The organism is Sphingobium sp. MK2, from assembly GCF_040170545.1.
In the GTDB taxonomy this organism is placed as follows: Bacteria; Pseudomonadota; Alphaproteobacteria; order Sphingomonadales; family Sphingomonadaceae; genus Sphingobium.
Map to the genome: position 1 here is coordinate 1 of NZ_JAZDXA010000023.1, position 25,375 is coordinate 25,375.

Sequence of the window (25,375 nt, forward strand, 5' to 3'; positions counted from 1 at the left end):
AGATCCTGCGAAAGCGTTCGTGCCATCCATGCTGGCCTCCTGCCACCAGCAGGACGTCTGAATCACAACCTCGCCGCAAGGGAACCACTGCCAAGTCAGATCGGGTGGAAAACGCTCTAATCTGGCACGACGGGCGGACTGAACACGGACCAGCCCGTATGCCGCGCCAGTTCCTCCAGCGCTTGCGTGCCAATCTGGCTGTTGCCGCTGGCGTTGAGGCCCGGTGACCAGACTGCGATGGACGCGCGGCCAGGCACGATGGCCAATATGCCGCCGCCAACCCCGGACTTGCCGGGAATGCCAACGCGAAAAGCAAAATCGCCCGATGCATCATAATGGCCGCACGTCAGCATTAGCGCATTGATCCGGCGCGCCCGGCGTGGCGATACCACCCTGCCCCCGCCCGGATGCTGGCCGTCCAGCATCAAAAACCGCCCCGCCAGAGCGAGTTGCCGACAACTCATCTCGATTGCGCATTGATGAAAATAGCTGCCCAGCACCAGGTCGACGGGATGGCGGACATTATCGAAGGCGCGCATATAATTGGCGAGAGCGGCGTTGCGAAATCCAGTCGCCATTTCGGACGCGGCCACCGCTTCATTGATCGCGATACTGTCGTCTTCGCACAGATAATGGAGAAAGCGCAGCATCTCGCCGATCGCGACGCGCGGCTGATGCCCACCCAGATTGACATCGGTGACCACGATCGCGCCTGCATTGATGAAGGGGTTGCGCGGGATTCCCTGCTCATGCTCCAACTGGGTGATGGAATTGAAGGCATTGCCCGACGGTTCCCGTCCGACCCTCTCCCATAGCTGATCGCCGACCTTGCCGAGCGCGAGGGTCAGGGCAAAGACCTTGGAAATCGACTGGATTGAAAAGCCGGTATCAGCGTCGCCACCCGTGATCATCCGTCCATCGGCGGTAATGATGGCAATGCCGAATTGGGCGGGGTCCACCTTGGCAAGCTCAGGGATATAGGCCGCGACGGCACCACGCTCCTCCGCCTGCGCCATTGTAGCGATGATATCGGCGACAATGGCGTCTAGGTCTGGAGTCATGAGCGTTGGTACACATCCACAAATGCTATGACCTGATCATAGCCGCTATGTTTCGCGGCAGGACAGGAAAATATATCCGCCTAATCGCCGCTCTCTCATCGCGCTGCTATTTCAGCCCGCCACCCATCGCCCGATAGAGTTCGACCATATTCGTGGCGCGAGTCAGGCGCGTAGTCAGTAGGCTCTGTTCCGCATTGGATAGCGCCCGCTGAGAATCCAATGTGGTCAGGAAGCCATCGACCCCAGCCCGGAAGCGCGCTTCGGACAGAGTATAAGCGACCCGCGCGGCATCACGTTGCGACGTCTGCGCCTCAAGCTGCTGCCCCATCGTGCCGCGCCGGGCCAGTGCATCCGCCACTTCGCGGAACCCCGTCTGCACGCTCTTCTCATAGGTCGCCAGCATCGCGTCATAGGTCGCCTTGGCATAAGCCAGATTGCCCTTATTCTTCCCGAAGTCGAAGATCGGCAAGGAGGCGGTCGGTGCCACCGACCAGAAACTGCTGCCCGACCCGAACAGGTTGGACAGGCCAAGGCTTAACGAACCAAATGCCGCCGTCAGCGATATATTGGGAAAGAACGCAGCCCGCGCCGCGCCGATATTGGCGTTAGCGCTCAGCAATTGATGCTCCGCCGACGCGATGTCCGGGCGGCGCAGCAGCACGTCCGACGCGATATTAGCGGGAAGATTTTCGATCGTCGCGCTCGCCGTCGGGAAACCTTCGGGCAGATCGGTTGCGGGCACGGTCGTCCCCGCGAGCAGGTTCAGCGCATTCTGATCCTGCGCCACCAATGTCGTTGTTTCGGCGATGGTCGACCGGGCCGCATCATAGCTGGTCTGCGCCTGCCGCACGTCCAGCTCGGACGCTATGCCTTTGGCGAAACGCGCTCGGTTGAGTTCCAGCGTATTGCCGAACGCTTGCTCCAGATCACGCGCGATCCGCAACTGTTCCTGATCGGCTGCCAAGGTCAACCAGGCCGTCGCTATTTCCGCGATCAACGCCGTTTGCGCCGCATTGCGGGTTTCCACGCTGGCGAAATATTGTTCCTGCGCCGATTTGCTAAGGTTCCGTACGCGACCGAACAGATCGACTTCCCAGGCGGAAATGCCGACCTGTGCCTGATAAAGGTCCGTCCGACCCGATCCGGCGAGCGAAAAGGGCGAGTCCTGATATGTCGCCGTGCCGCTGGCTGAGAGGGCAGGCAATTGGTCGGCCCGCTGCACCTTATATTGCGCCTGTGCCTGCTCCACATTGGCCATGGCAAGGCGCAGGTCGCGGTTGTTCGCCAGCGCCGTTTCGATCACCCGCGCGAGGCGCGGATCGGTGAAGAAATCGCGCCACGCCGTATCGGCCGGGACAATCGCTGCTCCGTTATCCGTGCCATAGGCCGGCCCTTGCGGCGAGATTGCCGGGACGGCCAGTTGCGGCCGGACATATTTGGGTGCCATGTCGCACGCGGCGAGCGCCAGTGACAGGGTGATGGCGCCCAGCGCCTTTTTAGTATGCATGATCATGCCTCCTGCGGCGCGGCGGGCGTTGCCCGGTCGTCGGCCGCTTCATGAGTCTTATGTTCGCGGAACAGCCGCTTTACGACGGTGAAGAAGACGGGGACGAAGAAGATCGCCAGCACTGTCGCCGACAACATGCCGCCGACCACGGCCCAGCCGATCGCATTCTGACCGCCTGCGCCCGCGCCGTTGGACAGGGCCAATGGCAGCACGCCGAAGATGAAGGCGAAGCTCGTCATAAGGATCGGCCGCAGGCGCAGCTTGCCAGCTTCCAGTGCCGCCGCCGCAGGCGACAGCCCCTCGCGCATCTTATCCTCGGCGAACTCGACGATCAGGATCGCATTCTTCGCCGATACGCCGATGGTGGTGATTAAACCGACCTGCAGATAGATGTCGTTGTTGAGGCCTGCCAGTGTGGCAGCGATGACAGCACCCAGCACGCCCAATGGCACCACCAGCATGACGGCGATCGGCACCGACCAGCTTTCATAGAGCGCCGCAAGACACAGGAAGACGATCAGCAGCGACAGTGCATAGACATAACCTGCCTGGCCGCCGGACGTCCTTTCCTCGTAGGAAATGCCGTTCCAGCTATAGCCGATGCCCGGCGGCAGCTTGGCGATATGCTCTTCCATCGCCTGCATTGCCGTGCCGCTCGCCACGCCAGGTGCGGGCGCGCCCATGATGTTCATCGACGGGACGCCGTTGAAGCGTTCCAGACGGGCTGGTCCCTGGGTCCATTCGGATGTGACGAACGAAGACAAAGGAGCCATCACGCCACTGCTACCGCGCACATGCAGCGCGCCGATGGCGTCAGGCGATGCGCGAAATGGAGCATCGGCCTGCACGAACACCCGCTTCACCCGGTCACGATCGATGAAGTCGTTGACGTAGCTGCTGCCCATATTGGTGCTGATCGTGTCGTTGACGTCCGCCTGGGCGATGCCCAATGCACCCGCTGCGGCCTGATCGACATTGAGTTTGAGCTGCGGCGTATCCTCCAACCCATTGGGGCGGACCTGCGCCAGACGTTTATCGGCCATCGCCATACCCAATAGCTGATTGCGCGCCGCCAGCAGCTTTTCATGACCCACATTGCCATTATCGAGCAATTGAAGGTCAAAGCCGGAAGCGTTGCCCAGTTCCTGCACCGCCGGCGGCACGAAAGCGATCGCCATGCCCGCCGAAATCTTGCTGAACGCCATGTTCGCGCGTTGGGCCACCGCCATGACGCTATTGTCCGCGCCCTTGCGTTCCGACCAGTCTTTCATCCGGGCAAAGACGATGCCGACATTCTGGCCCTGCCCCACAAAGCCGAAGCCGGAAATGGTGAAGACCGCAGCAACATTATCCTTTTCCTTCTGCAGGAAATGGTCGCGCACCCGTGCCAGCGTACGTTCCGTCTCCTCCAGCGTCGCGCCCGAAGGCAATGACACCTGGCTGATCAAGGAACCCTGATCTTCTTCCGGCAGGAACCCGCTGGGCAGGCGCAGGAATATGAACACCATCCCGACGATGATTGCTGCATAGACCAGCATGCTCCGGCCCCAACGATGTTCAATCTTTTCGACATTCCGGCCATAGCTCTTGACGCCCTTGTCGAAGGTCCGGTTGAACCAGCCGAAAAAGCCCTTCTTGTCCGCATGGTCATGCTTGGCGGGCTTGAGGATCGTGGCGCACAGGGCCGGTGTCAGGATCAGGGCGACCAGGACGGACAGGATCATCGAGGATACGATTGTGATCGAGAACTGCCGGAAGATAACGCCGGTCGATCCGGCGAAGAAGGCCATTGGCAGGAACACGGCCGACAGAACCAGGCCGATGCCGATCAGCGCGCCGCTGATCTCGTCCATCGACTTTTTGGCCGCCTCCTTGGGGCTAAGCCCCTCATCCTGGATCAGGCGCTCGACATTCTCCACGACCACGATCGCGTCATCGACCAGCAAGCCGATCGCCAGCACCATGCCGAACAGAGTCAGCGTGTTGATGGTGAACCCCGCCGCGCTGAGGATCGCGAGCGATCCCAGCAGTACCACCGGCACCGCAATCGTCGGGATGAGCGTGGCGCGCCAATTCTGGAGGAAGAGGAACATCACCACGAACACGAGCAATATAGCTTCGATCAGCGTGTGGATGACTTGCTCTACCGACAGGCGCACGAAGGTCGAGTTATCGACCGGGAAATCATATTTGACCCAGGCCGGGAAGTTTTTGGACTGCGCCTTGATCTGATTTTTGACGCCTTCAACCGTATCGAGCGCGTTCGCGCCCGGTGCGAGCTTGATGCCAAATCCAGCAGCCGGGTGACCGTTGAACTTGGCTCCGAAGCTATAATTCTCCGACCCCAGTTCCACGCGCGCTACGTCCGACAGGCGCACCACCGCACCGTCGCTATTGCTGCGCAGGCGGATGGCGCGGAATTCCTCGGCTGTGCGCAGACGCGACTGCGCCGTTATGGTGGCGTTCAACGCTTGCCCTTCCGGCGACGGCGTACCGCCAATCTGCCCGGCGGAAACCTGTGCGTTCTGGGCCTGAATGGCGGCTTTCACGTCGCCGGTCGTAACCCCCAGATTGGCCATTTTATAGGGATCAAGCCACACCCGCATGGCATATTGCGCACCCAGCAACTGGGTATCGCCAACACCGTCCACACGGCTGATCGGATCTTGCAGGGTCGATGCGACGAAGTCGCCCGCATCCTGCTGGTCGTGAATTCCGTCATCGGCATAGACCGCCATGACGAGCAGGAAGCTGGACGTCGATTTCGTGACGCGCAGCCCTTGCTGCTGCACTTCCTGCGGCAATAGCGGCGTCGCCTGCGACAGCTTGTTCTGGACCTGCACCTGCGCGATGTCGGCATCCGTCCCCTGCTCGAAGGTCAGGGTGATGGACAGGTTGCCCGCGCCGTCACTGGTGGAGGAGAAATAGCGCAGATTGTCGATGCCCTTGAGCTGTTGCTCGATGATCTGCGTCGTCGTGCTTTCCAGCGTCTGGGCATTCGCGCCGGGATAGGTTGTGGAGATACTGACCGAAGGCGGCGCGATTTCAGGAAATTGCGCCACGGGAAGTGAGCGAAGCGCCAACAATCCCGCCAGCATCATGACGATGGCGATGACCCATGCGAAGATGGGCCGGTCGATAAAATAGCGTGCCATGGCTTAGTTCGCCCCACCCTGCTGTGGTCCCCGTGGCGCGGCCTGTGCCGCTGTCACCTGTTGCGGTGCGCCGGGCGTGACGACCGTACCGGGGCGCAGATTGACCAGCCCCTCCACAATCAGCTTGTCGCCTGGCTTCAGTCCGCTCGTCACGATCCATTTGTCGCCAACCGGACGCGCCACCTCGACCTGCCGCATCTCGGCCTTATTATCCTTGCCGACGACCATCGCGCTGGCGCGACCGCGCGCATCACGGGTAATACCCTGCTGCGGTACCAATATCGCCTGACTCTGGCGCCCTTCGACCAGCTTGGCCCGGACATACATGCCAGGCAGTAAAATGCCGTCGGGATTAGGGAAGGTGGCCCGCAGCGTTACGGCACCTGAACTGGGATCAACCGAAACCTCGGAAAATTGCAGGCGACCCTCGATCGGGTAAATACTGCCGTTGGGCAGCATCAACTGAATGCGCGCACCATTCGCCTCGCTCACACCGCCGCTTTTCATCGCCTGCTTGAGATCGATGATCTCGGCGGCCGATTGCGTCATATCCACATAGACCGAATCGCTGCGCTGGATCGTCGCCAACGCATCGGCCTGGCCTGTCTGGACCAATGCGCCGGGCGTGAACAAGGACCGGCCGATGCGACCGGATATAGGGGCTCTGATCCGCGTAAAACCCTGATTGACCTGCGCCGCCTGCACCGCGCCACGCTGCGCTGCAACATCGGCTCTGGCCTGCTCGGCGCTCGCGGTGGCGTCGTCATATTCCTGACGGCTGACCGCGTTCACGCCTACCAGATCCTTGTAGCGCTGTGCCTGAAGCGCCGTCGATCGTATCGCGGCATTGGCGCGTGCGAGCGCCCCCTGCGCTTGGGCCAGAGCTGCGCGATAGGGTGCGTCCTCAATCTCGTAGAGTAGCTGCCCCGCGCGGACCATGCTGCCCTCAGCAAACAGGCGGCGGCGAATGACCCCACTGATCTGCGGGCGAACCTCGGCCGTTTCCAATGCGACGATCCGGCCAGGCAGTTCATTGATCAGGGGCACCGACTCGGTCGTCAACGTCACAAAGCCAACCGCTGGCGGCGGTGGCGCGGGCGGCGCACTTTCGCCACACGCACTAAGAGCCAACGCTGACGCGCACGCCAGCAGTCCGGTGAATGTCCCCTTTTGCATCGCTTGAATTCCATTTCGATGTGGATAGGATTTCGGAATGAACGTTCATTCCGCTTGCCCTGCAATTAGGATCGTGCCACAGGATATTCAAGAGGCAAAATCATAGGGGAGTAGAAAATGGTTGCGGTGCAACATGGCAAGGGCGGGGCAAGCACGGAGAAACCAGGCAAAACCCATATATTGGCTGCTGCCCGCGAATTGTTCGACAGTCATGGCTTTCACCAGACATCGATGGCGGAACTGGCTGCGGCTGCGCAAGTGTCAGTCGGCCAGATCTATCGCCTCTTCAAGGGCAAGGAAGATATTATCGCGGCGCTGGTTCATGCCGATGCGGACCAATGGTGCAATGACATGGATGCTCTGCGCCAGCGGCTAAAGGCCGGCGAACTGTCTATCGAACAAACGTTCGAACAGTTGCTGATGCATACGATCGATGAAAAGAATGAGGCGCTTTCCTTCGATATATTGGCCGAAAGTTTTCGGAACGAGGCCGTTGGCGACACGATTGCGAATATGTGTACGCGGTTCCGCACCTATATTCGCGATTTTGCCTGTGCGGCTAATCCCGACTTGTCGGGCGCGGCTCTGGAGGGCGCTGAGGAAGTGGTCCTCGCCTGCATGTTCGGGCTGGGTCATCGTAGCCTGTCGCGCCCAAAGTTGAGCGCAGCGGCCGCTGGTGCCCTGTCGGCGCGCATGATCCTCGCCGCGCTGCGCGCCATCGACTGAATGGTCAGCGAAGTTTGCGATAGACGTCCATAGTTTCCCGCGCGCAGCGGTCCCAGCTATAACCGGACGCCACGCGAAGCCCCGCCGTGCGCGCTTGCGCCCGCCAGCCGTCATCGACCAGCGCCTGCTCCAGACGACTGGCAAAGGCATCAATATCCTCCGGCGCAACCAGCATCGCTGCGCCGCCGGTTACCTCTGGCAGGCAGGACGCATCGGCAACGACCACCGGCACCCCGCTTGCCATGGCTTCCACGGGTGGCAGACCAAAGCCCTCATAGACCGAGGGATAGACGAACAGCGCTGCGCCCGCATAAAGCAGGGGCAAGTCCGCATCGGGTACAAAACCCAGATAGCGCACCCATCCTTCGCGCGCGCCCTTGATCATCCGCTCTTTGACCACATCGCTCAGCCACCCGGCCCCGCCGGTCACCATCAATGGCCAACGGTTCCGCACGCTGGGCGGCAGTTTCTCCCAGGCGAACAGCAATTCCGCGATCCGCTTGCGCGGCTCGACCGTGGAAACGCACAGGGCATAGCCTTGAGGCACCAGCCCATAGCGTGTCAGTGTCGGCGCAATCGCGGCGTCGGCGCGCGGATGGAAGTCAGGGCTGGCTGCCAATGGCACCGCCGTCACCAATGCCGGATCGATCGCGAGAAAACTGGCGACTTCCGCGCGCGTCGTCTCGGTGTCCGTGATGATATGCGCCGCCCTTTCGACCGAGAGGCGAAAATAGCGCTCGAACTGCCGCAGTCGGGCCGCCGGATGGGTTTCTGGATAGCGAAAGATCGACAGGTCATGGACGGTGATGACGCCACCCTCCCCGCGCGGCGGCAAAAAATAATTGGGCCCGTGAAACAGGTGCGACCGCATGACCGAAGCGTCCCGCAAATTGCGCGCCCATTTACTATGCTTGCGCAGCCAGCGATACACAATATGCCGCCCAGGACCGCCAGCCCTATCGACCAGCAAGCTCGCTGGATCGACGATCCACTCGCCATTGCGGTAGAATCGGATTTTTTCGACGTCATCCATCAGCGGGAGGCGTTGTGCCAGTTCCCAGCTATAGCGGCCGATCCCCGAAAGGCGCGGTTCCAGCGCCTCGACCGAAAGAATGAGTCGCAGGCTCATGGCGTCATATCCATCACGTCATCGCATCCCACGCCCTATATCCTAACGTGCGGCTATCGACGGGCATGGGGAAACCGCAAGCAAAAATCCGCCGCTCGCCAGATTATTTAGCCGTCACACCCTCCGGCAAGACAATGGCGGACCAGCTTTTGCCGGGCACAAGATATTTGGCGGCCAATTCCTGCAACTGGGGTGCCGTCACGGTCAGCATATCCTGGCCCATACGCTGCATCGCCTCGACATAGCGTGGATCGTGAGTCGCCCCTTCCATCTGGTTCATCCAGAAGGCGTTGCCGGTGCTGGCCCGCGTCAATAATTGCCGCATCGGTGCCACCGCGCGCTGCAATTCGTCGTCACTGACCGGATTCTTCACCAGATCGGCAGCCGTACTGCTAACGACATCATAAAAATAATTGATGCGATCGGGCCGGACCTGGCTAGTGACCAGAATGTAACCGCCTGTTTCATAAGAGAAGGGCCAGCTATTCTGGACGCTCGGCGAATAGGCCGCGCCTTCCGCCGAACGCAGCCGGTCGAACAGGCGATCATTGAATATCTGCGTCAATATCTCCAACTGCCGCGCCTCCTTTTGCAAGGCAAAGCCTCCCGCCGTCGGCCAGGCCATCACGGCGGCTGCCTGATCCTTGTCGCCCTTGTGACGCAACACCACCGGATTTTTGACAGGCGCTGGAAAGCGCATCGCACGATTGGCGGCGGGTGCCGGCGTATCGGATCGGGGTGGCAGCGCCCCGAAGGTCGCGGCAACCGCCTGGATCGCCTCCTCAGCCTTCACATGCCCGAATATCTGGATCTCTATCGGCCCGGACGCGAGTACCGGCTCCCACACCGCCCGGAACGCCTGCGGCGTAAGCGCCGCGATCTCTTCGCGCGACGGTGTGCGGAATCGCACATCCTTGTCATGCAGCAACCAGTTCAGGTCTCGCGCCAACACGGCGTCGGCCGACTGCGACATGGCATCATAGGCCAGCATCGCCCCGGTCTTGACCCGTTCGATCGGTGCCGGGTCCCAGCCGGGTGCCGCAAGCTTGGTCGCAAACAGGCGCAACTGGTCGCGATAATCGGCGGGTCGGGTCACCGCCTGCAATTCGAAGGCATCATCGTCGATGCCGAACTCCATGCCCATGCGGCGGCCATTGGTCAGTTCGTCCAGTTCGCGCTGGCCCAGCTTGCCGATACCGCTGGCGACGAGCGCATATCCTCCCGCCCAGCTTGGCACTGGCTTGGTCGGCGAAAAGCTCTGCTGGCCATGCCCGAAACGGACATTGATCCGCACCTTTTCGGTCTCGGCATCATTGGCAAAGAGGGTCAGCTTGACGCCGTTGGAGAATGTGATGCTCTCCATCCCCGGCAGACCAGTGGCCGTGCGCGACACGACCGACGCGGGTGCGCCAAGCGCAGGCAGGTCATCCATCGTCACCGGCTTTTCGGCGAGCCGGACATTGGTTGCCGCCTTGACCGGAGCAGCGACCGCCGCCGCAAGGCGCTTGTCCGTTCCCACCTCCACCTTGCCCGTCACGAGCAGGGCGCGGAACACATCGGCGGAAAACAGCCGCCGCGTGGAATCCAATATCTTCTGTGGCGTCATGGCGGGCTTGCCGGCGCGGAAGATATCCACGGCGGCCTGCGGACTGACGGTTGTCTCGCGAATGTCCACGGCGCTAACCAGATCGCTCGCCTGCCTGGCGCTCGCCTCGGTATCGGCATTTTCGACCTGGATCGACAGCGCCGTATCCATCTGCGCATATTCGCGGTCGATCTCCAGCTGGCTGGGCGGGCTGGCCTTGGCATCTTCCACGATGGCGCGGACATCGGCCAGCGCCTTTTCCCAATCATCATTGGCGGGAATGATCGACATAAAGGTGCCGTCCGCGGAACGGCTCACATCCTGCTGTTCGACACTCGCCTGCAGGAAGCTACCCCCGGCCCGCGCCGCCTGTTCCAACCGGCGGCTGATGATCTGCAGCGCCAACATGTCGGTCAGCTTGTCCTGATTATACAGGATCGTGTCAGCGCGCGGCTCCCATGGCCGCAGCCAGGCGGCGGTCAGGCCGATCGGCGCACCGGGTTCGACCAACACCCGCGTCGCCGGGCTTTTTGGATCGGGTTTGCCGAAGTCAGGAATGGCCGCGCCCTTGCCCGTTGCGCTCCACGCCGCGAAATTGTCGCGGATCAACTGCTCGGCCTGCGCGGGGTCGATGTCACCCGCTATCGCAATCACCGTATTTTCAGGGCGATACCAGCGCTGGTGAAAGGCAGCCATGGCCTTGGCCGTCGCTGCGTTCAAAGTGGCGACGGTGCCGATGGGTGAATGATCGGCCAAAGGCTGCCCGGCGAAGAAATGCTGGCGGCTGGCATCCGATACCCGCATCTGGGTGCCCTCGCTTTCCCGCCGCTCGGCCAATACCACGGCGCGCTCGGCGGCGATGGCGCTATCGACGATGTTGGGATCAGCCATCATGCCCGAAAGAATTTTCAAACTTTCGTTCAGGCTGGCCTGCGTGGCTTGGGGCAAGTCGAGTGCGTAGGTTGTGCCCGTTGGCGACGTGACGGCGTTGCTGTCGCTGCCGAAGGTCACACCTAATCTTTGCCAGATACGTTTGGATTCGCCGTCCGGCACATGGCGCGACCCACGCATCGTCAGATGCTCCATATAATGGGCGTATCCCATTTCATCGGGCCGCTCCATCAGCGATCCGGCATCGATCCGTAACCGCACCGACACCTGCCCCGGCGGCACGCCGTTGCGGCGGATGGCGTAACGCAAGCCGTTGGACAGCGTGCCGAACTGCCATGCGGCATCGATCGGCACATCGCTATTTTCATATAGCCAGGGGCGCGTCTGCGCCTGCGCAGCGCCCGTCTTGGCAAGCGCGGTCGGCGATTGCGTCTGTGCGACAAGCGGCACGGACGAAACCGACAGCAACAGAGCGAGAACGGAGAGCGAAGTGGCCGAACGGCGGGGGAAAAAATGCATAGACCTGTCAGCCTAGCGGCACTTTCCTGAATGGCCACTGACAATCATCGTCAGGACGGGAGACTGTTTCCCCCATCGGGTGGAGCGTGCCGGAACCCCGTCCCGACACGCTCGATCCTGTTTTATACGCGCGGTGCGCCCGTGCGCTGGACGGCGCTCTTGTGCGCGCCGACCGGGCCGCCGCTGCGACGACGACGGAAGGGGCGCTTCTCGCCACCCTCGGAGTCGGGGCGATGCGCCCGATCCGGCGTGCCGCGCGATTGCTTCTGGCCGTCCTGATATTTGCGCTGGCCATCGGCGCGACGCGCCTGCTGCTGGGGCGATTGGCTCGGACCCTTTTTGGGGGCTGCGGGCTTGGGCATGTTGCGCACCGCTTCCATGAAATTCTCAGGCAGCGCTTCGATTTCCAGCTTTACGCGGGTCGTCTTTTCGATCGCCTTGAGGAAAGGGCGTTCATCATCCGCCACGAAGCTGATCGCGATGCCTTCGGCACCGGCGCGCGCGGTGCGGCCGATGCGGTGGACATATTGCTCCGCCACATTGGGAATTTCGAAGTTGATGACGTGCGACACACCCGACACGTCGATACCCCGCGCGGCGATGTCGGTCGCGACCAGCAGCTTGACCTTGCCCTGGCGGAATGCCTGCAAGGCCGTGGTGCGCTGGCCCTGGCTCTTATTGCCATGGATCGCGAAAGCGTCGATCCCGGCACCTTCCAGGAAGCGCACGACACGGTCGGCACCATGTTTGGTGCGCGTAAAGATCAGCGCGCGGTCAATCTCTTCGCTCTTGAGCATCAGATGGAGCAGCGCCTGCTTTTCCGCCTGGTTCACGAAGATCGCGCGCTGACGCACACGCTCTGCCGTGGTCGACTGCGGCGCGACGCTGACCTTGACCGGATCGTTCAGGAACTGGGCGGCGAGCGCTTCGATTTCCTTGGGCATGGTGGCAGAGAAGAACAGATTCTGCCGTTCGCGCGGCAGCATCTTGGCGACGCGCTTCAAGGGCTGGATGAAGCCCATGTCCATCATCTGGTCGGCTTCGTCGAGAACGAAGATTTCCGTGTCCTTGATGGTCAAGGCGCGCTGGTCGATCAGGTCGAGCAGGCGGCCCGGCGTCGCGACGACGATATCGACGCCGCCAGCCAGCACGCGAATCTGCTTATTGATCGGCACGCCGCCGAACACGGTTTCGACGCTCAGCTTGAGGAAACGGCCATAGTCGCGGAAGCTCTGTGCGATCTGCGCCGCCAGCTCGCGGGTCGGTGCCAGCACCAGCATCCGGCAACCCTTGAGCGGCGTCACCTTGGGATTGCGGGCGAAATAATCGAGGCTGGGCAGCGCGAATGCCGCCGTCTTGCCCGTGCCGGTCTGCGCAATGCCACACAGATCCTTGCCTTCCAGCAGCGCCGGAATGGCCTTTTGCTGGATCGGCGTCGGGGTAACGTAATTTTTGGAGGCGAGCGCCTTCATGATCGGCTCAGCCAGACCAAAGTCATTGAATTCCATGTGTAAACTCACAAGTGGGCCATGCGCCAACCTGATCTGCGGACGCAGCAAGGGCGCTAAGGCGGGTTACGAAACGACCCGCGTGAAAAGGGAAGCCTCAAGCTTGACGCAGACTCTCATTGGCCGGTCCGTGAGCCCTTTGTGACTGCTTCAGCCACCATAGGTTTGCGGACGATCACGCTGCCAATCGCTGTGGAATCAAAATGGTCCCTCTGCTGCGCTGCAACGTATATGGCGAAGGCGCAGACAAAAAGCAAGCGGCCGCAACATGCTGTCGCGGCCGCTCATTTCTTCAGGCGAAAAGGCTCAGAGCGTTATTTCGACATGCTTGGTCTTCATTTCGTCGCGCACATCGCCGCCGAACATCATCTTGAAGACGCCCGTCAGCGACATGTCCGCGCGCCAGATTTCCGCGGTGCCCAGGTCAAAGCGCAGCATCAACAGGTTCGGATCATTCCGCCCACCCGGATACCAGGCCTCGACCTGCTTGGACCAATAACGATCGATGACCGCCGCATCCGTCTCTTCGGTCAATGTCCCGTCGATGCAGGCGAACAGGTCATGATCCTTGGCCGAATATTGCGCCATCGCCGGGCCGCCGGGGGCCAGCCGGTTGTCGCGGCTGGTGTAGAACCAGAAGCAATGATTGGCATCGGGATCGAGCTGCGCCGTCATCGGCAGGCTATGCTCATGGCTGTTCTGCAAACCGATCATCAGGAACGGGCTGCTCGCCAGATCGCTCCAGAAACGGTCGCGAATTTCGGATTCGGTGCTCATATCGGCTCTCCAATTGCTTCCCCCAATCAATCGACGGCAGCCAACGAAGTTCCCCACCGCTTGATCTTGGGCCTGCTTGCCTCCACATAGCGCCCATGCTGATCGAGACCGAACTAACGCCCAACCCGGCGACCATCAAATTCCTCCCCGGCCGCACCGTCATGGGCGCAGGCACTCGCGACTTCGCGACGCCGGAGGAAGCCGAGGCTTCGCCGCTCGCCGATGCGCTGTTCGGCCTCGGCGATGTCACCGGCGTCTTTTTCGGCAGCGACTTCATTTCCGTCACGATCGCGCCAGGTTCCGAATGGGCTTATGTAAAGCCGGATATTCTCGCGACCCTGCTCGAACATTTTTCCGCCAACATGCCGCTGTTCAAGGCAGGCTCTGCTGCGGAGATCAGCGTGCCCGGCGATGAGGGAAGCTTCGGCGATGATCCTGCGGACGCCGAAATCGTCGAACAGATCCGCGAACTCATCGATACGCGCGTGCGCCCGGCGGTTGCCAATGACGGCGGCGACATCATCTATCGCGGCTTCGACAAGGGCACCGTCTATCTCAAGATGCAGGGTGCCTGTGCCGGTTGCCCCTCGTCCACCGCGACGCTCAAGAACGGGATCGAGCAATTGCTCAAACATTATGTTCCCGAAGTGACGGAAGTCCGCGCGGTCTGAACCGCGCATGCGATTTGGCAAAACGCGACTGATCGACTAACCGCTAGGCGAATCCGCTCTTTTGCGGAACCTAACGGGAGTATCCTTTGCGCCTGCTGGTGATCGACACTGCGACACAGGCCTTGTCCGTGGCGTTGCTGGAAGACGGCGCGCTCATCGGCCGCCATCATGAAATCGTCGGGCGCGGCCATGCCGAAGCCTTGCTGCCGGCCATCGCCACCTTGCCAAACGGAGGGCGCGCCGATGCCATCGCGGTGGATGTAGGGCCGGGCAGTTTCACCGGCGTCCGCATCGGCATAGCCGCGGCCCGCGCACTTGCGCTGGCATGGCAACTCCCGCTGAGCGGCTATAGCGCCCCGTCCATCATCGCCGCCAGCGCGGCGCGGCAACATGCCAGCGATGCACCCATCATTGTCACCATAACCGGCGGCCATGGCGAACTTTTCTGGCAATCCTTCACCAGCGACGGGATCACGGCAACCGGCCCGGTCCAGTCCACGCCCATCGCTATCCTCGCGGATCAGATCAGCGCTCCCATCATCTATGGCACGGGGGCCGAAGCGCTGGTCACCACACGCGGTTTCGGCACCGCGCTGACGCTCTATCCCGATGCGGCCGCCTATCCGTTGATCGCCGACCTGCCCCCCCTGTTCTCGACGCCCCTCTACGGCCGGGGTGCGGATGCCAAGACGATCGCGGAGCGCGCAGCATCATGATGCCAGAGCTGATCTTCGACACTTATGATGAGGGCGAACGGAATGCCATCGCCGATGCGATGGGCGTAATGGACGCTGCTTTCGATCCTGTGTTCGGTGAAGCCTGGACTTCCGCGCAGCTTGCGGGTGCCATGATGATGCCCGGCACTTGGCTGACGATCGTACGGATCGATGCGCTGCCATTGGGCTTTGCTTTGGTGCGGTCAGTATTGGATGAATGCGAACTGCTTCTGCTTGCTGTAGATCCCTTATGGCGCGGACGCGGCGTTGGCGAAGCCCTGTTACGCGACAGTCTGCTACGTGCTCGCCGTAGGGGCATCACGTCGATGAACCTGGAAGTCCGTTCATCAAATAACGCCATAAAACTGTACGAGAAAACGGGGTTCGAATATGTGCATCGCCGCCCCGGTTACTATCGCGGCAATGATGGACAACTTCATGATGCTCTGAGCTTTCGTATCGATATGCGAATATGACCCTATAGCCCCTTGCGAAATGAGGCTGTGAGGTCTAGCGGAGACACACCGCTGTAGAAATCCATTTCCACCGGCGGGTCGCATTATAAAAAGCCTTCGTAGGAAATAGAAAAATGGAAACCGAATCGGCACAGAGCGAACTGCTCATTACTTTGACGTCCGACATCGTCGCCGCACATGTCTCGAACAATAGCGTCGCCGTCTCCGACGTTGCCACTCTGATACAGAATGTCCATGGTGCATTGTCGGCACTGAATGAGCCGGCCGCTGCGCCAGAAGTCAAGCTGGAGCCCGCCGTCTCGGTACGCTCTTCGATCAAGCCCGACTTCATCGTCTGTCTGGAAGATGGCAAGAAACTCAAGATGCTCAAGCGCCATCTGATGACTCATTATCAGATGACACCGGACGACTATCGCGCCAAGTGGGGCCTGCCGGCTGACTATCCCATGGTTGCTCCCAACTATGCCGAACAGCGCCGTAACCTGGCTAAGAAAATCGGCCTGGGCACCAAGCGCCGCCGGACGACCCGCGCCGCGAAATAAGCGTCTGCTGACGTGGATATGGGAATTGGGGGGCGCATCGTTGATGCGCCCCTTTCCTGTATCCGGCCTTTCCTGACCGCAGAAAAGCCGCTAGGCATGAAGCTATCCTCCGGCCTTTCCATTTGAGCGAGCCTTCATGAACCGCAAGATCGACGTCGAAGCCCTGTGCCATGAAAAAGGCCTCCGCATCACCGAACAACGGCGCGTGATCGCACAGGTGTTGAGCGACGCCATGGATCACCCCGATGTCGAGGAATTGCACAAACGCTCCGCCATGATCGATCCCGGCATTTCGATCGCCACCGTATACCGCACCGTCCGCCTGTTCGAGGAAGCAGGCATCTTGGAACGCCATGACTTCGGCGACGGCCGCGCCCGCTACGAAGCTGCGCCGGAATCGCACCACGATCATCTGATCGATGTCGAAACCGGCAATGTCATCGAATTTGTCGATCCCGAACTGGAGCAATTGCAAAAGCAGATCGCCGAAAAACTGGGTTTTCGACTGGTCGATCACCGCATGGAACTGTACGGCGTCGCGCTCGAACGGAAGAACTGACGCTGGCCCTTGTGCGCCGCATGGTCCGCATCGCAGCGCTGGTCGTCAGCCTGTTTGTCTGCCTTGTCCCCCACCTGCTCTGGAAACTGGCCAGACGACGGTCGCCTTGGCCACGCCGCTTTCTGGCGATGGCGACGTGGTCTGTTGGCGTGCGCGTGGAGATTGCGGGGCAACCGCATGATGGCGACATGTTTCTGCTCGCAAATCATGTCAGTTGGATCGACATATTGGCACTTGGCGGCACCACTGGCGCGGCCTTCGTCGCGCATGACGGGATCGCGCGCTGGCCGGTGATCGGCTGGCTCGCAGCCCAGAACAATACGCTGTTCGTCGCCCGCGAACGGCGCGGCGCGCTGTCCCATCAACTCGACGCCCTGCGTGACGCCATACAGGGGCATCAGCCGGTCGCACTTTTCCCCGAAGGCACCACCAGCGACGGCAGCGGCCTGCTGCCCTTCAAACCCTCCCTGCTTGCCGTCCTTCTCCCCCCGCCTCGCTCAGTACTGATACAGCCGGTCCATATCGACTATGGCGGAGCGACCGGCGAGATCGCCTGGCATGGCGATGAACCGGCAGGCACCAACGCCATGCAAATGCTCGGCCGCAAAGGATCGCTCTTAGTGACACTGCGCTTCCTCCCGCCCTTCGACCCCGCGACCTGCGCCGACCGAAAGGTCATCGCGGCCACCGCGCGCGAAGCGATCGCTACCAGCATCGCGCTGCACCAGCGCCCTTTCGCTTCTGTCCCGCCCTCTATATAGCTGGTGGCCATGAATCGTACCGATGTCCCCAAAGCGCCTGCCACCTTCCGCGTCAAATCCTTCGGTTGCCAGATGAACGTCTATGATGGCGAGCGCATGGCGGAGATGCTTGGCGCGCAGGGGATGACGGCGGCAGCGGACGGCACGGATGCCGATCTGGTCATCCTCAACACCTGCCACATCCGCGAAAAGGCGGTGGACAAGGTCTATTCCGACATCGGCCGCATGACCCGCGAAGACGGCACCCGCCCGATGATCGCTGTCGCAGGCTGCGTCGCGCAGGCCGAAGGCAGCGAGATCAGCCGCCGGGCCAAAACCGTTGATATTGTCGTCGGCCCGCAAGCCTATCACCGCCTGCCCGACCTGATCGAAAAGGCCGGACGCGGCGAAGCAGCCGTCGATACCGACATGCCCGCCGCGTCCAAATTCGGTGCCCTACCCGCCCGCACCAAGCAGGCACGCCCCACCGCCTTCCTCACGATCATGGAAGGGTGCGACAAATTCTGCACCTATTGCGTCGTGCCCTACACCCGCGGCGCGGAGATCAGCCGGTCATGGACTGCCATCCTTGATGAAGCCAAGGCGCTGGTCGATGGCGGGGTGAAGGAAATCACCCTGCTGGGCCAGAACGTCAACGCCTGGTCGGGCGAGGATGACAAGGGCCGGATGCAGGGCATGGACGGGCTGGTGCGCGGATTGGCTGAACTGCCCGGCCTCCATCGCATCCGCTACACCACCAGCCACCCCAACGATATGAGCGACGGCCTGATTGCCGCGCATGGCGATTGCGCCAAGTTGATGCCCTTCCTCCATCTGCCGGTGCAGTCAGGTAATGACCGCATTCTCAAGGCCATGAACCGCAGCCATGATGTGGCGAGCTATCTGCGCCTCCTCGACCGGGTCCGCGCCGTCCGGCCCGACATCGCCCTGTCAGGTGACTTCATCGTCGGCTTCCCCGGCGAGACCGATGCGGAGTTCGAGGATACGCTCAAGATCGTCGATGCCGTCGGCTATGCCCAATGCTATTCGTTCAAATATAGTCCCCGCCCCGGCACGCCTGCCGCCGACATGGCCGGCCAGGTGCCCGCCGCCGTCATGGACGAACGCCTCGCCCGGCTCCAGGCTGCGATCAATCGGCATCAGGTCGCGTTCAACAGTGCCACCGTCGGTCGCCGCACCGACATATTGCTGGAGCGCAAGGGCCGCTATCCCGGTCAATTGATCGGCAAGACGCCCTGGCTCCAGTCCGTCCACGTCACCGCGCCCGACAGTGCGATCGGCGACCTTATCGAAGTCGATATCATCAGCGCCGGTCCCAATAGTCTGGCCGGCGAGTATAGCAGGAGGAAAGCCGCTTGAACCAAAGCCTCGTCATTCCCGCATGGGCGGGACGCCATCTCCCCGATCTCCCACTGGGACGGATCTTCACGAGATGCATGACGAGCAAGGGAGGCTGACCATGGGCAAGAAACCCAATACCCGCTTTGGCGGTCCATCGACCGAACGCGCGCAACTCGAAGTCATCTTCGACAAGCCGCATCTGCTCGGTACGTTGTTCGGCCAATATGACCGCAATCTCGTCGCGATCGAAAATCGGCTGGGCGTCTACATCGCCGCGCGCGGCAACAAGCTGCAGATCGAGGGCGAGGCGCAGGCCGCCGCTCGCGCGCGCGACGTCATGACCGGCCTCTACAACCGCATTGTCGCGGGGCAGCAGATCGACACCGGCGCGGTCGAAGCCGTCATCGCCATGTCTTCGGAACCGACGTTGGACGGCATCATCCGCCATGATGTCGCCGAACCGCCCACGGTGATGATCCGCACCCGCAAGAAGACGATCGTCCCGCGCTCGGCCACCCAGGTCACCTATATGGAGGCGCTCAACCGCAACGACATCATCTTCGCGCTAGGCCCGGCAGGCACCGGCAAGACCTATCTCGCAGTCGCGCAGGCGGTCAGCCAGCTCATCACCGGCACGGTGGACAAGCTGATCCTGTCGCGCCCCGCGGTCGAGGCGGGTGAACGGTTGGGCTTCCTGCCCGGCGACATGAAGGAGAAGGTCGATCCCTATCTCCGCCCGATCTACGACGCGCTCTACGACACGCTCCCCGCCGAGCAGGTTGAACGGCGCATCGCCAGCGGAGAGATCGAAATTGCGCCGCTCGCCTTCATGCGCGGGCGGACGCTCGCCAACGCCTTCATCGTGCTGGACGAAGCGCAGAACACCACCATCGCGCAGATGAAGATGTTCCTCACCCGCTTCGGCGAAGGCAGTCGCATGGTCGTCTGCGGCGATCCCAAGCAGGTCGATCTGCCGCAACCGGGCGCATCGGGCCTGGCCGACGCCGTCGCCCGGCTGGAGGGTGTCGAGGGGATCGCCATGGTGCCCTTCGGCATCGGCGATGTCGTCCGCCACCCCGTCGTCGGGCGTATCGTCCAGGCCTATGAGGGGCCGGATGCTTAACGTCGCCGATGCCCCAATCCCGTTCGGTTCGAGCAGCTTCGAGCTTGTCGAGAAGCGTCCGTCGAGAATTATTCTCGACCGGCTCGAACCGAACGGAATGATGAGATTCCTACAATATGATTGAAGTCGCTCTCCTCCACGAAGATGGCTGGCCTGGTTCGGACTGGGAACAGCTCGCCCAAAGCGCCGTCGCCGCCGCCATCGCCCACAGCCCCTATGCCGCCTTCGCGACCGACCAGGCGCTGTATGAAATCGCGGTCAAGCTGACCAGCGACGCCGAAGTGCATGAACTCAACCGCGCCTATCGCGACAAGGACAAGCCGACCAACGTCCTGTCCTTTCCGATGGTGCAGGCCGACCTGCTGCAAAGCACCGCCAATACCGATGATGGCGAAGTCCTGCTCGGCGACATCGTGCTGGCCGAGGGGGTGTGCGCCGCCGAAGCGGCCGACAAGGGCATCTCCCTCGCTGATCATGCAACGCATTTGATTGTTCACGGGACTTTTCATTTGCTCGGATATGATCATATGGACGACAATGAGGCGCAGGCCATGGAAGCGTTGGAAATCGCCGCGCTGGCCAGTCTTGGACTTCCCGATCCCTATGGGGATCGCATGATGACAGGGGATTAGGACTAACTATGGCTGAGGGCAGCCCGAAGGACGGCAACGGTTCCAAGGAATCGGACAGTAGTAGCGAAGGTGGCTTATGGAGCGGCATAAAGTCGCTCCTGTTCGGTGACAGCGAGTCCACCAGCCTGCGGCAGGAACTGGAAGAGGCCCTCGACGAATATGACGGGGATGCGGACGATGGCGGCGCGGCTCCGCCGACCAAGGGCGATCTTTCGGCGATCGAGCGGCAGATGGTCCGCAACCTACTCCATTTTTCCGAACATACGGTCGATGACGTCGCCGTGCCCCGCGCCGACATCATCGCGATCGAGGAGAAAGCGAGTTTCGCCGATCTCGCCGCGCTGTTCGCCGAAGCGGGCCATAGCCGCATCCCGGTCTATCGCGACACGCTCGATACCATCGTCGGCATGGTCCATATCCGTGATGCCTTCGCCATCCTGGCGGGGAAAGACCCCGTTCCCGACACGCTTGAACCGCTGATCCGTCAGCCGCTCTATGTCCCTGAAAGCATGGGCGCGCTCGATCTGCTCGCCGAAATGCGCGCCAAGCGCACCCATCTCGCCATCGTACTGGACGAATATTCGGGCACTGAGGGGCTGTTGACCTTCGAGGATTTGGTCGAGGAAATCGTCGGCGAGGTCGAGGATGAGCATGACGATGCCCCGGAAGCGATGCTGGTCCCGCTGGAAGACGGCCTGTGGGAAGCCGACGCCCGCGCCGAACTGGAAGATGTCGCCGAGGAAATTGACGAGAAACTGGGCGATGTCGACGAGGATGTCGATACGTTGGGCGGGCTTGCCTTCGTTATAGCGGGTCGGGTGCCTGAACCGGGCGAAATTCTCGATCATGAACAGAGCGGCTGGAAACTGGAAATTCTGGCCAGCGACGGACGGCGCGTCAGTCGGCTGCGGCTCCATCCCCCCGTCGTAGCGGCCGACGACATCGACGGATAGACCGCTTCAGCAAAATTTTGTTACGCACGGGAAATATTAAGGGCTAAACTCTAGCATCGCGACCAAAGGACGTTATGCGGCTGCGATGCGAAACGAACGGATCAGGACAAAAGGCGCGCGAGACGCTGACATGCTGCTGTCTGCGCCATGGGTCGGCCTGGAAAAAATCATGCTGGCGGCCATCGCCATCGCCACCCTTTTCTGCGCGCTGATCACACCGCCCTTTCAGGTGCCCGACGAAAACCAGCATTATATGAAGGCGCTGCTGCTGTCGGAGGGCCGCGTGATGACCGAACAGCGCGGCGATCTGATCGGCGCGACCTTGCCGCGCGCGGCCGTGGAATTTCACGCTGTCGACTTCCCGACGGATGTGCCGCCCACGTTGCGCCGTTTCGATCGCACCATGCTGGAACGGAGCGGCGACGCGGATGCGCAGCGGCCCGGCACTGCCTTCGCCGACTTTCCCAATGTGGCGAGCTACGCGCCCACGCTCTACGCCCCCGGTGCGGTCGGCCTGTATCTCGCCGACGCGCTCGACCTCTCGCGACGCGATGCCTTCTATGTCGGCCGCCTCATCAACGCGGCGACCGGCCTGCTGCTGCTGATCGCTGCGCTTCAATGCCTCCCCTTCGGCCGCAATGCCCTGCTCGCAACGGCCTTGCTCCCGACCTTCGCCTATCAGACCGGGTCGCTCTCGCCCGATGCGGTCATCAACGGCCTCGCCTTTCTCGGCCTAGCGCTTGCGTTGCGGATCGGCTTCATGGGTGCATCCCCCGCCCGCGCCACCGGATTGTTCGTCACCGCGCCACTTCTGGCCCTCGCCAAAGGCGTCTACCTCCCCATCATCGCGGCAGGCCTGCGCTGGCCGCAGGACCGGCGCGACTATCGGCCATGGCTACTGATCGGGGCGATGTTGGTGGGGGCCATCGGCTTCATCCTCTGGATGACATTGTCCGGCGGCAGCCAGGCGCTCTACCATATCCAGTCGCGCCGCACCGGCGAGACGATGATGACCGCGCCGCTCGCCGATCAACTGGCCGTCATCTTGCGCGATCCGCTGGCCTATGTCCGCATCCTCCTCTCCAGCGTCACCGAGCGCGCGCCCGTCTATGCGCTGCAAATCGTCGGCCGCTTCGGCTGGAACGCCATCCTGCTGCCGCTGATCGCCTATCCGCTGGCGCTGTTGATGCTCGGTGCGGGCGTTGCGACCGGCACCGGCGCGCGTTTCGGCATCGGTCAGCGGCTCTGGTGGCTGGCGATGGCGGGCGGCATCGCCCTGCTGATCGAAACCGCCATGTATCTGACCGGCACGCCGCTGGGGGCCGACTATATTCAGGGAACACAGGGCCGCTATTTCCTGCCGATCCTGCCCCTGGTCCTGATCGCGCTTTCGCCCGACCGACCGATCCGCGGCGCGCCGCGCCTGTTCGCAGGCACAGCCCTGCTGCTGTTCGTCATCGCCGCCGCGACCTTAGTCGACAGCTTCTGGGTTCACGGCTTTGTGACCACCGACGGTATGCCTCCGTATGACAGCCTCACGCGGGCGCTGCTATTGCCCTCGCCGCGCTGGTAGCCATACGCGGCACAGCAGCAGCCAGCCCAGCCCCAATATCCATCCTGCCATCACGTCGCTCGGCCAATGTACGCCCAGCCACACACGGCTGACCCCGATCAGCGCGGTCATTATCGCCGCTATCCAGTAAAAGACCGGCCGCCCGGCCAGCATCGCCAGCGCCCCGAACAACATCATATTGCCCGCCGCATGGCCGCTGGGGAAACTATAGCTATGGACGATGTCGAGATGCGGCAGCAGGTCGGGGCGCGGCGCGGAAAATATTTGTTTGAGGATCAGGTTGAGTGCCGTGCCTCCCGCCATCATCAGCGCCAGCCACCGCGCATCGGCACGCCGCCCGCGCCACAGCAGCAAGGAAAATACCACCGCCAATATCGCGATCCTGCCGATCGTGTCGCCAATCGCCGTCGCCAGCCGCATCAGCGCAATGGATGGCCCGCCCCATGCACTGTCGCGCACGTCGCCAGCCGCGCCCATCAGACCTGTATTCAGCCTGTCGAGCCACCCGGCCTGCTGTATCGCCGCGATACCCAGCACGCACAAAAGCGCGAGGACCAAAGCCCCCGCGCCTTTCCCAACTGTCCAGCGATCAGATATGGAGCGCACGACCATAAGCGGCCAGCACACTTTCGTGCATCGATTCCGAAATGGTCGGATGCGGGAAGACCGTGTGCATCAATTCCGCCTCGGTCGTCTCCAGCGTCTTGCCGATCGTATAGCCCTGGATCATCTCGGTCACTTCCGCGCCGATCATATGCGCGCCCAGCAATTCGCCGGTCTTGGCATCGAACACCGTCTTGGTGAAGCCCTCGGCCTCACCAAGCGCGATCGCCTTGCCATTGCCGATAAAGGGGAACATGCCGACCTTCACCTCATAACCCGCTTCCTTCGCCTTGGCTTCGGTCAGGCCGACGCTGGCGATTTGCGGGTGGCAATAGGTGCAGCCCGGAATGTTGCGCGGGTCCATGGCGTGGGGATGCTGGCCCGCAATCGCCTCGGCTGTAATGACGCCTTCATGGCTTGCCTTGTGCGCCAGCCATGGCGGCGCGGTGATGTCGCCAATCGCCCAGATGCCGTCCACATTGGTCCGACACATCGCGTCGGTCTTCAGGAAGCCGCGATCGTCCATCTCGACGCCCAGTTCCTTCAGGCCGATGTCGGCCGTATTCGGAACGATGCCGATGGCGACGATCATATGGCTGAACTCGGCGGCCGTTTCCTTGCCCGCCTTGTCCTTCAACTTCGCGCTGACGCCCTTGTCCGTCACCTTGATGTCGCTGACGCCCGCGCCGGTCATGATCGTCATGCCCTGCTTCTTGAGCGCCTTTTCGAGGAAGGCGGAGACATCCGCATCTTCGACCGGCACGATGCGGTCCATCATCTCGACCACGGTCACATCAGCGCCCATGTCGTTGTAGAAGCTCGCAAACTCGATGCCGATCGCGCCAGAACCGATGACCAGCAGCTTGGTCGGCATTTCCGGCGGCGTCATGGCATGGCGGTATGTCCAGACGCGCTTGCCATCGGCAGGCGTGCCGGGCAGGTCGCGCGCTCGCGCGCCGGTCGCGACGATGATATTCTTCGCCGTCAGTTCTTCGGTCTTGCCATCTTTGGTGACAGACAGCTTGCCCTTCGCCACCAGCTTGCCATCGCCCATATGGACGGTGATCTTGTTCTTCTTCATCAGGTGGGTGACACCCTGATTAAGCTGCTTGGCAACGCCGCGCGACCGCTTCACCACCGCTTCGATGTCGGCGGTGATATTGTCCGCTGCCAGGCCATAATCCTTGGCATGCTGCATATAATGGAAAATTTCCGCCGAGCGTAGCAGCGCCTTGGTCGGGATGCAGCCCCAGTTGAGGCAGATGCCGCCCAGATTTTCGCGCTCGACGATGGCCGTCTTGAGGCCAAGCTGCGCAGCACGGATCGCGGCAACATAGCCGCCGGGGCCGGAGCCGAGGACGATGAGATCGTAGGTATCAGCCATGGGTCAC

Annotated in this window: 22 protein-coding genes; 12 read left to right on the forward strand and 10 right to left on the reverse strand. The window is 61.9% G+C overall.

Annotated elements, in window-relative coordinates; genetic code table 11:
• Positions 1 to 116: 116 nt before the first annotated feature.
• The 4 genes from V2I08_RS11865 to V2I08_RS11880 all read right to left on the reverse strand — a co-directional run bounded on the left by V2I08_RS11865 (position 117) and on the right by V2I08_RS11880 (position 6,899).
• Positions 117 to 1,061 (reverse strand): glutaminase, encoded by a 945-nt coding sequence (locus V2I08_RS11865; protein WP_349635292.1) that lies wholly within the window; start codon positions 1,059 to 1,061, stop codon positions 117 to 119.
• 106 nt (positions 1,062 to 1,167) lie between these two features.
• Entirely contained in the window at positions 1,168 to 2,568 is a 1,401-nt protein-coding gene (locus V2I08_RS11870; RefSeq protein ID WP_349635293.1) for an efflux transporter outer membrane subunit, read from the reverse strand.
• Positions 2,569 to 2,570: 2 nt separating this feature from the next.
• Positions 2,571 to 5,723 carry an efflux RND transporter permease subunit gene (locus tag V2I08_RS11875; RefSeq protein WP_349635294.1) on the reverse strand — a complete coding sequence of 1,051 codons (3,153 nt, stop codon included), beginning with the start codon at positions 5,721 to 5,723 and terminating at the stop codon, positions 2,571 to 2,573.
• Between the two features lie 3 nt (positions 5,724 to 5,726).
• On the reverse strand, positions 5,727 to 6,899 hold the full coding sequence (locus V2I08_RS11880) for an efflux RND transporter periplasmic adaptor subunit (protein WP_349635295.1): 1,173 nt from the start codon (positions 6,897 to 6,899) through the stop codon (positions 5,727 to 5,729).
• Positions 6,900 to 7,016: 117 nt separating this feature from the next.
• On the opposite strand from V2I08_RS11880, the gene V2I08_RS11885 reads away from it, so the two are divergent.
• Positions 7,017 to 7,625, forward strand: coding sequence for a helix-turn-helix domain-containing protein (locus tag V2I08_RS11885; protein ID WP_349635296.1), 609 nt, complete (start codon positions 7,017 to 7,019; stop codon positions 7,623 to 7,625).
• 4 nt (positions 7,626 to 7,629) lie between these two features.
• On the opposite strand, the gene V2I08_RS11890 is transcribed toward V2I08_RS11885, so the two are convergent.
• From V2I08_RS11890 to V2I08_RS11905, 4 genes are all read right to left on the reverse strand, one after another.
• Positions 7,630 to 8,754 carry a glycosyltransferase family 1 protein gene (locus V2I08_RS11890; RefSeq protein ID WP_349635297.1) on the reverse strand — a complete coding sequence of 375 codons (1,125 nt, stop codon included), beginning with the start codon at positions 8,752 to 8,754 and terminating at the stop codon, positions 7,630 to 7,632.
• 103 nt (positions 8,755 to 8,857) lie between these two features.
• A complete protein-coding gene (locus V2I08_RS11895) occupies positions 8,858 to 11,749 on the reverse strand; it encodes an insulinase family protein (protein ID WP_349635298.1) in 2,892 nt (963 codons plus the stop codon).
• Between the two features lie 122 nt (positions 11,750 to 11,871).
• Positions 11,872 to 13,257: a DEAD/DEAH box helicase gene (locus V2I08_RS11900; RefSeq protein WP_313924243.1), complete on the reverse strand. Its 1,386-nt coding sequence runs from the start codon at positions 13,255 to 13,257 to the stop codon at positions 11,872 to 11,874.
• A 306-nt stretch (positions 13,258 to 13,563) separates the two neighbouring features.
• On the reverse strand, positions 13,564 to 14,034 hold the full coding sequence (locus tag V2I08_RS11905) for a pyridoxamine 5'-phosphate oxidase family protein (RefSeq protein WP_310223877.1): 471 nt from the start codon (positions 14,032 to 14,034) through the stop codon (positions 13,564 to 13,566).
• Between the two features lie 95 nt (positions 14,035 to 14,129).
• Here V2I08_RS11905 and V2I08_RS11910 point away from each other — a divergent pair, with 95 nt between their 5' ends.
• The 11 genes from V2I08_RS11910 to V2I08_RS11960 all read left to right on the forward strand — a co-directional run bounded on the left by V2I08_RS11910 (position 14,130) and on the right by V2I08_RS11960 (position 23,381).
• Positions 14,130 to 14,705 (forward strand): NifU family protein, encoded by a 576-nt coding sequence (locus tag V2I08_RS11910; RefSeq protein WP_310223876.1) that lies wholly within the window; start codon positions 14,130 to 14,132, stop codon positions 14,703 to 14,705.
• An 86-nt stretch (positions 14,706 to 14,791) separates the two neighbouring features.
• Positions 14,792 to 15,421 carry a tRNA (adenosine(37)-N6)-threonylcarbamoyltransferase complex dimerization subunit type 1 TsaB gene (gene tsaB / locus V2I08_RS11915; protein WP_349635299.1) on the forward strand — a complete coding sequence of 210 codons (630 nt, stop codon included), beginning with the start codon at positions 14,792 to 14,794 and terminating at the stop codon, positions 15,419 to 15,421.
• Entirely contained in the window at positions 15,418 to 15,897 is a 480-nt protein-coding gene (locus V2I08_RS11920; RefSeq protein ID WP_349635300.1) for a GNAT family N-acetyltransferase, read from the forward strand. Before tsaB ends, V2I08_RS11920 begins: the two co-directional genes overlap by 4 nt.
• Before the next feature lie 113 nt (positions 15,898 to 16,010).
• Positions 16,011 to 16,439 carry a MucR family transcriptional regulator gene (locus V2I08_RS11925; RefSeq protein ID WP_349635301.1) on the forward strand — a complete coding sequence of 143 codons (429 nt, stop codon included), beginning with the start codon at positions 16,011 to 16,013 and terminating at the stop codon, positions 16,437 to 16,439.
• A gap of 136 nt (positions 16,440 to 16,575) precedes the next feature.
• Entirely contained in the window at positions 16,576 to 16,998 is a 423-nt protein-coding gene (locus tag V2I08_RS11930; RefSeq protein ID WP_037474568.1) for a Fur family transcriptional regulator, read from the forward strand.
• A 2-nt stretch (positions 16,999 to 17,000) separates the two neighbouring features.
• Positions 17,001 to 17,759, forward strand: coding sequence for a lysophospholipid acyltransferase family protein (locus tag V2I08_RS11935; RefSeq protein ID WP_349635334.1), 759 nt, complete (start codon positions 17,001 to 17,003; stop codon positions 17,757 to 17,759).
• Positions 17,760 to 17,768: 9 nt separating this feature from the next.
• Complete coding sequence (gene miaB / locus V2I08_RS11940; RefSeq protein WP_349635302.1) at positions 17,769 to 19,118, forward strand: tRNA (N6-isopentenyl adenosine(37)-C2)-methylthiotransferase MiaB; 1,350 nt, start codon at positions 17,769 to 17,771, stop codon at positions 19,116 to 19,118.
• A 100-nt stretch (positions 19,119 to 19,218) separates the two neighbouring features.
• The gene (locus V2I08_RS11945; RefSeq protein WP_310223852.1) at positions 19,219 to 20,223 is read left to right on the forward strand and encodes a PhoH family protein; all 1,005 of its coding nucleotides are present in this window, start codon (positions 19,219 to 19,221) and stop codon (positions 20,221 to 20,223) included.
• A 116-nt stretch (positions 20,224 to 20,339) separates the two neighbouring features.
• Positions 20,340 to 20,855 carry an rRNA maturation RNase YbeY gene (gene ybeY / locus V2I08_RS11950; protein WP_349635303.1) on the forward strand — a complete coding sequence of 172 codons (516 nt, stop codon included), beginning with the start codon at positions 20,340 to 20,342 and terminating at the stop codon, positions 20,853 to 20,855.
• An 8-nt stretch (positions 20,856 to 20,863) separates the two neighbouring features.
• Positions 20,864 to 21,808 carry a hemolysin family protein gene (locus V2I08_RS11955; RefSeq protein WP_349635304.1) on the forward strand — a complete coding sequence of 315 codons (945 nt, stop codon included), beginning with the start codon at positions 20,864 to 20,866 and terminating at the stop codon, positions 21,806 to 21,808.
• A gap of 130 nt (positions 21,809 to 21,938) precedes the next feature.
• Positions 21,939 to 23,381: a DUF2142 domain-containing protein gene (locus V2I08_RS11960; RefSeq protein ID WP_349635305.1), complete on the forward strand. Its 1,443-nt coding sequence runs from the start codon at positions 21,939 to 21,941 to the stop codon at positions 23,379 to 23,381.
• On the opposite strand, the gene V2I08_RS11965 is transcribed toward V2I08_RS11960, so the two are convergent.
• Positions 23,358 to 23,993 (reverse strand): phosphatase PAP2 family protein, encoded by a 636-nt coding sequence (locus tag V2I08_RS11965; protein WP_349635306.1) that lies wholly within the window; start codon positions 23,991 to 23,993, stop codon positions 23,358 to 23,360. The genes V2I08_RS11960 and V2I08_RS11965 overlap by 24 nt on opposite strands.
• Complete coding sequence (gene lpdA, locus V2I08_RS11970) at positions 23,971 to 25,368, reverse strand: dihydrolipoyl dehydrogenase (protein ID WP_349635307.1); 1,398 nt, start codon at positions 25,366 to 25,368, stop codon at positions 23,971 to 23,973. The genes V2I08_RS11965 and lpdA overlap by 23 nt, the downstream gene beginning before the upstream one ends.
• Positions 25,369 to 25,375 lie beyond the last annotated feature (7 nt).

Bases quoted from the DNA above. Each gene is read 5' to 3' on its own strand.
- V2I08_RS11865 (WP_349635292.1), bottom strand. From the start codon at position 1,061: ATGACTCCAGACCTAGACGCCATTGTCGCCGATATCATCGCTACAATG.
- V2I08_RS11870 (WP_349635293.1), bottom strand. From the start codon at position 2,568: ATGCATACTAAAAAGGCGCTGGGCGCCATCACCCTGTCACTGGCGCTC.
- V2I08_RS11875 (WP_349635294.1), bottom strand. From the start codon at position 5,723: ATGGCACGCTATTTTATCGACCGGCCCATCTTCGCATGGGTCATCGCC.
- V2I08_RS11880 (WP_349635295.1), bottom strand. From the start codon at position 6,899: ATGCAAAAGGGGACATTCACCGGACTGCTGGCGTGCGCGTCAGCGTTG.
- V2I08_RS11885 (WP_349635296.1), top strand. From the start codon at position 7,017: ATGGTTGCGGTGCAACATGGCAAGGGCGGGGCAAGCACGGAGAAACCA.
- V2I08_RS11890 (WP_349635297.1), bottom strand. From the start codon at position 8,754: ATGAGCCTGCGACTCATTCTTTCGGTCGAGGCGCTGGAACCGCGCCTT.
- V2I08_RS11895 (WP_349635298.1), bottom strand. From the start codon at position 11,749: ATGCATTTTTTCCCCCGCCGTTCGGCCACTTCGCTCTCCGTTCTCGCT.
- V2I08_RS11900 (WP_313924243.1), bottom strand. From the start codon at position 13,257: ATGGAATTCAATGACTTTGGTCTGGCTGAGCCGATCATGAAGGCGCTC.
- V2I08_RS11905 (WP_310223877.1), bottom strand. From the start codon at position 14,034: ATGAGCACCGAATCCGAAATTCGCGACCGTTTCTGGAGCGATCTGGCG.
- V2I08_RS11910 (WP_310223876.1), top strand. From the start codon at position 14,130: ATGCTGATCGAGACCGAACTAACGCCCAACCCGGCGACCATCAAATTC.
- V2I08_RS11920 (WP_349635300.1), top strand. From the start codon at position 15,418: ATGATGCCAGAGCTGATCTTCGACACTTATGATGAGGGCGAACGGAAT.
- V2I08_RS11925 (WP_349635301.1), top strand. From the start codon at position 16,011: ATGGAAACCGAATCGGCACAGAGCGAACTGCTCATTACTTTGACGTCC.
- V2I08_RS11930 (WP_037474568.1), top strand. From the start codon at position 16,576: ATGAACCGCAAGATCGACGTCGAAGCCCTGTGCCATGAAAAAGGCCTC.
- miaB (WP_349635302.1), top strand. From the start codon at position 17,769: ATGAATCGTACCGATGTCCCCAAAGCGCCTGCCACCTTCCGCGTCAAA.
- V2I08_RS11945 (WP_310223852.1), top strand. From the start codon at position 19,219: ATGGGCAAGAAACCCAATACCCGCTTTGGCGGTCCATCGACCGAACGC.
- ybeY (WP_349635303.1), top strand. From the start codon at position 20,340: ATGATTGAAGTCGCTCTCCTCCACGAAGATGGCTGGCCTGGTTCGGAC.
- V2I08_RS11955 (WP_349635304.1), top strand. From the start codon at position 20,864: ATGGCTGAGGGCAGCCCGAAGGACGGCAACGGTTCCAAGGAATCGGAC.
- V2I08_RS11960 (WP_349635305.1), top strand. From the start codon at position 21,939: ATGCTGCTGTCTGCGCCATGGGTCGGCCTGGAAAAAATCATGCTGGCG.
- V2I08_RS11965 (WP_349635306.1), bottom strand. From the start codon at position 23,993: ATGGTCGTGCGCTCCATATCTGATCGCTGGACAGTTGGGAAAGGCGCG.
- lpdA (WP_349635307.1), bottom strand. From the start codon at position 25,368: ATGGCTGATACCTACGATCTCATCGTCCTCGGCTCCGGCCCCGGCGGC.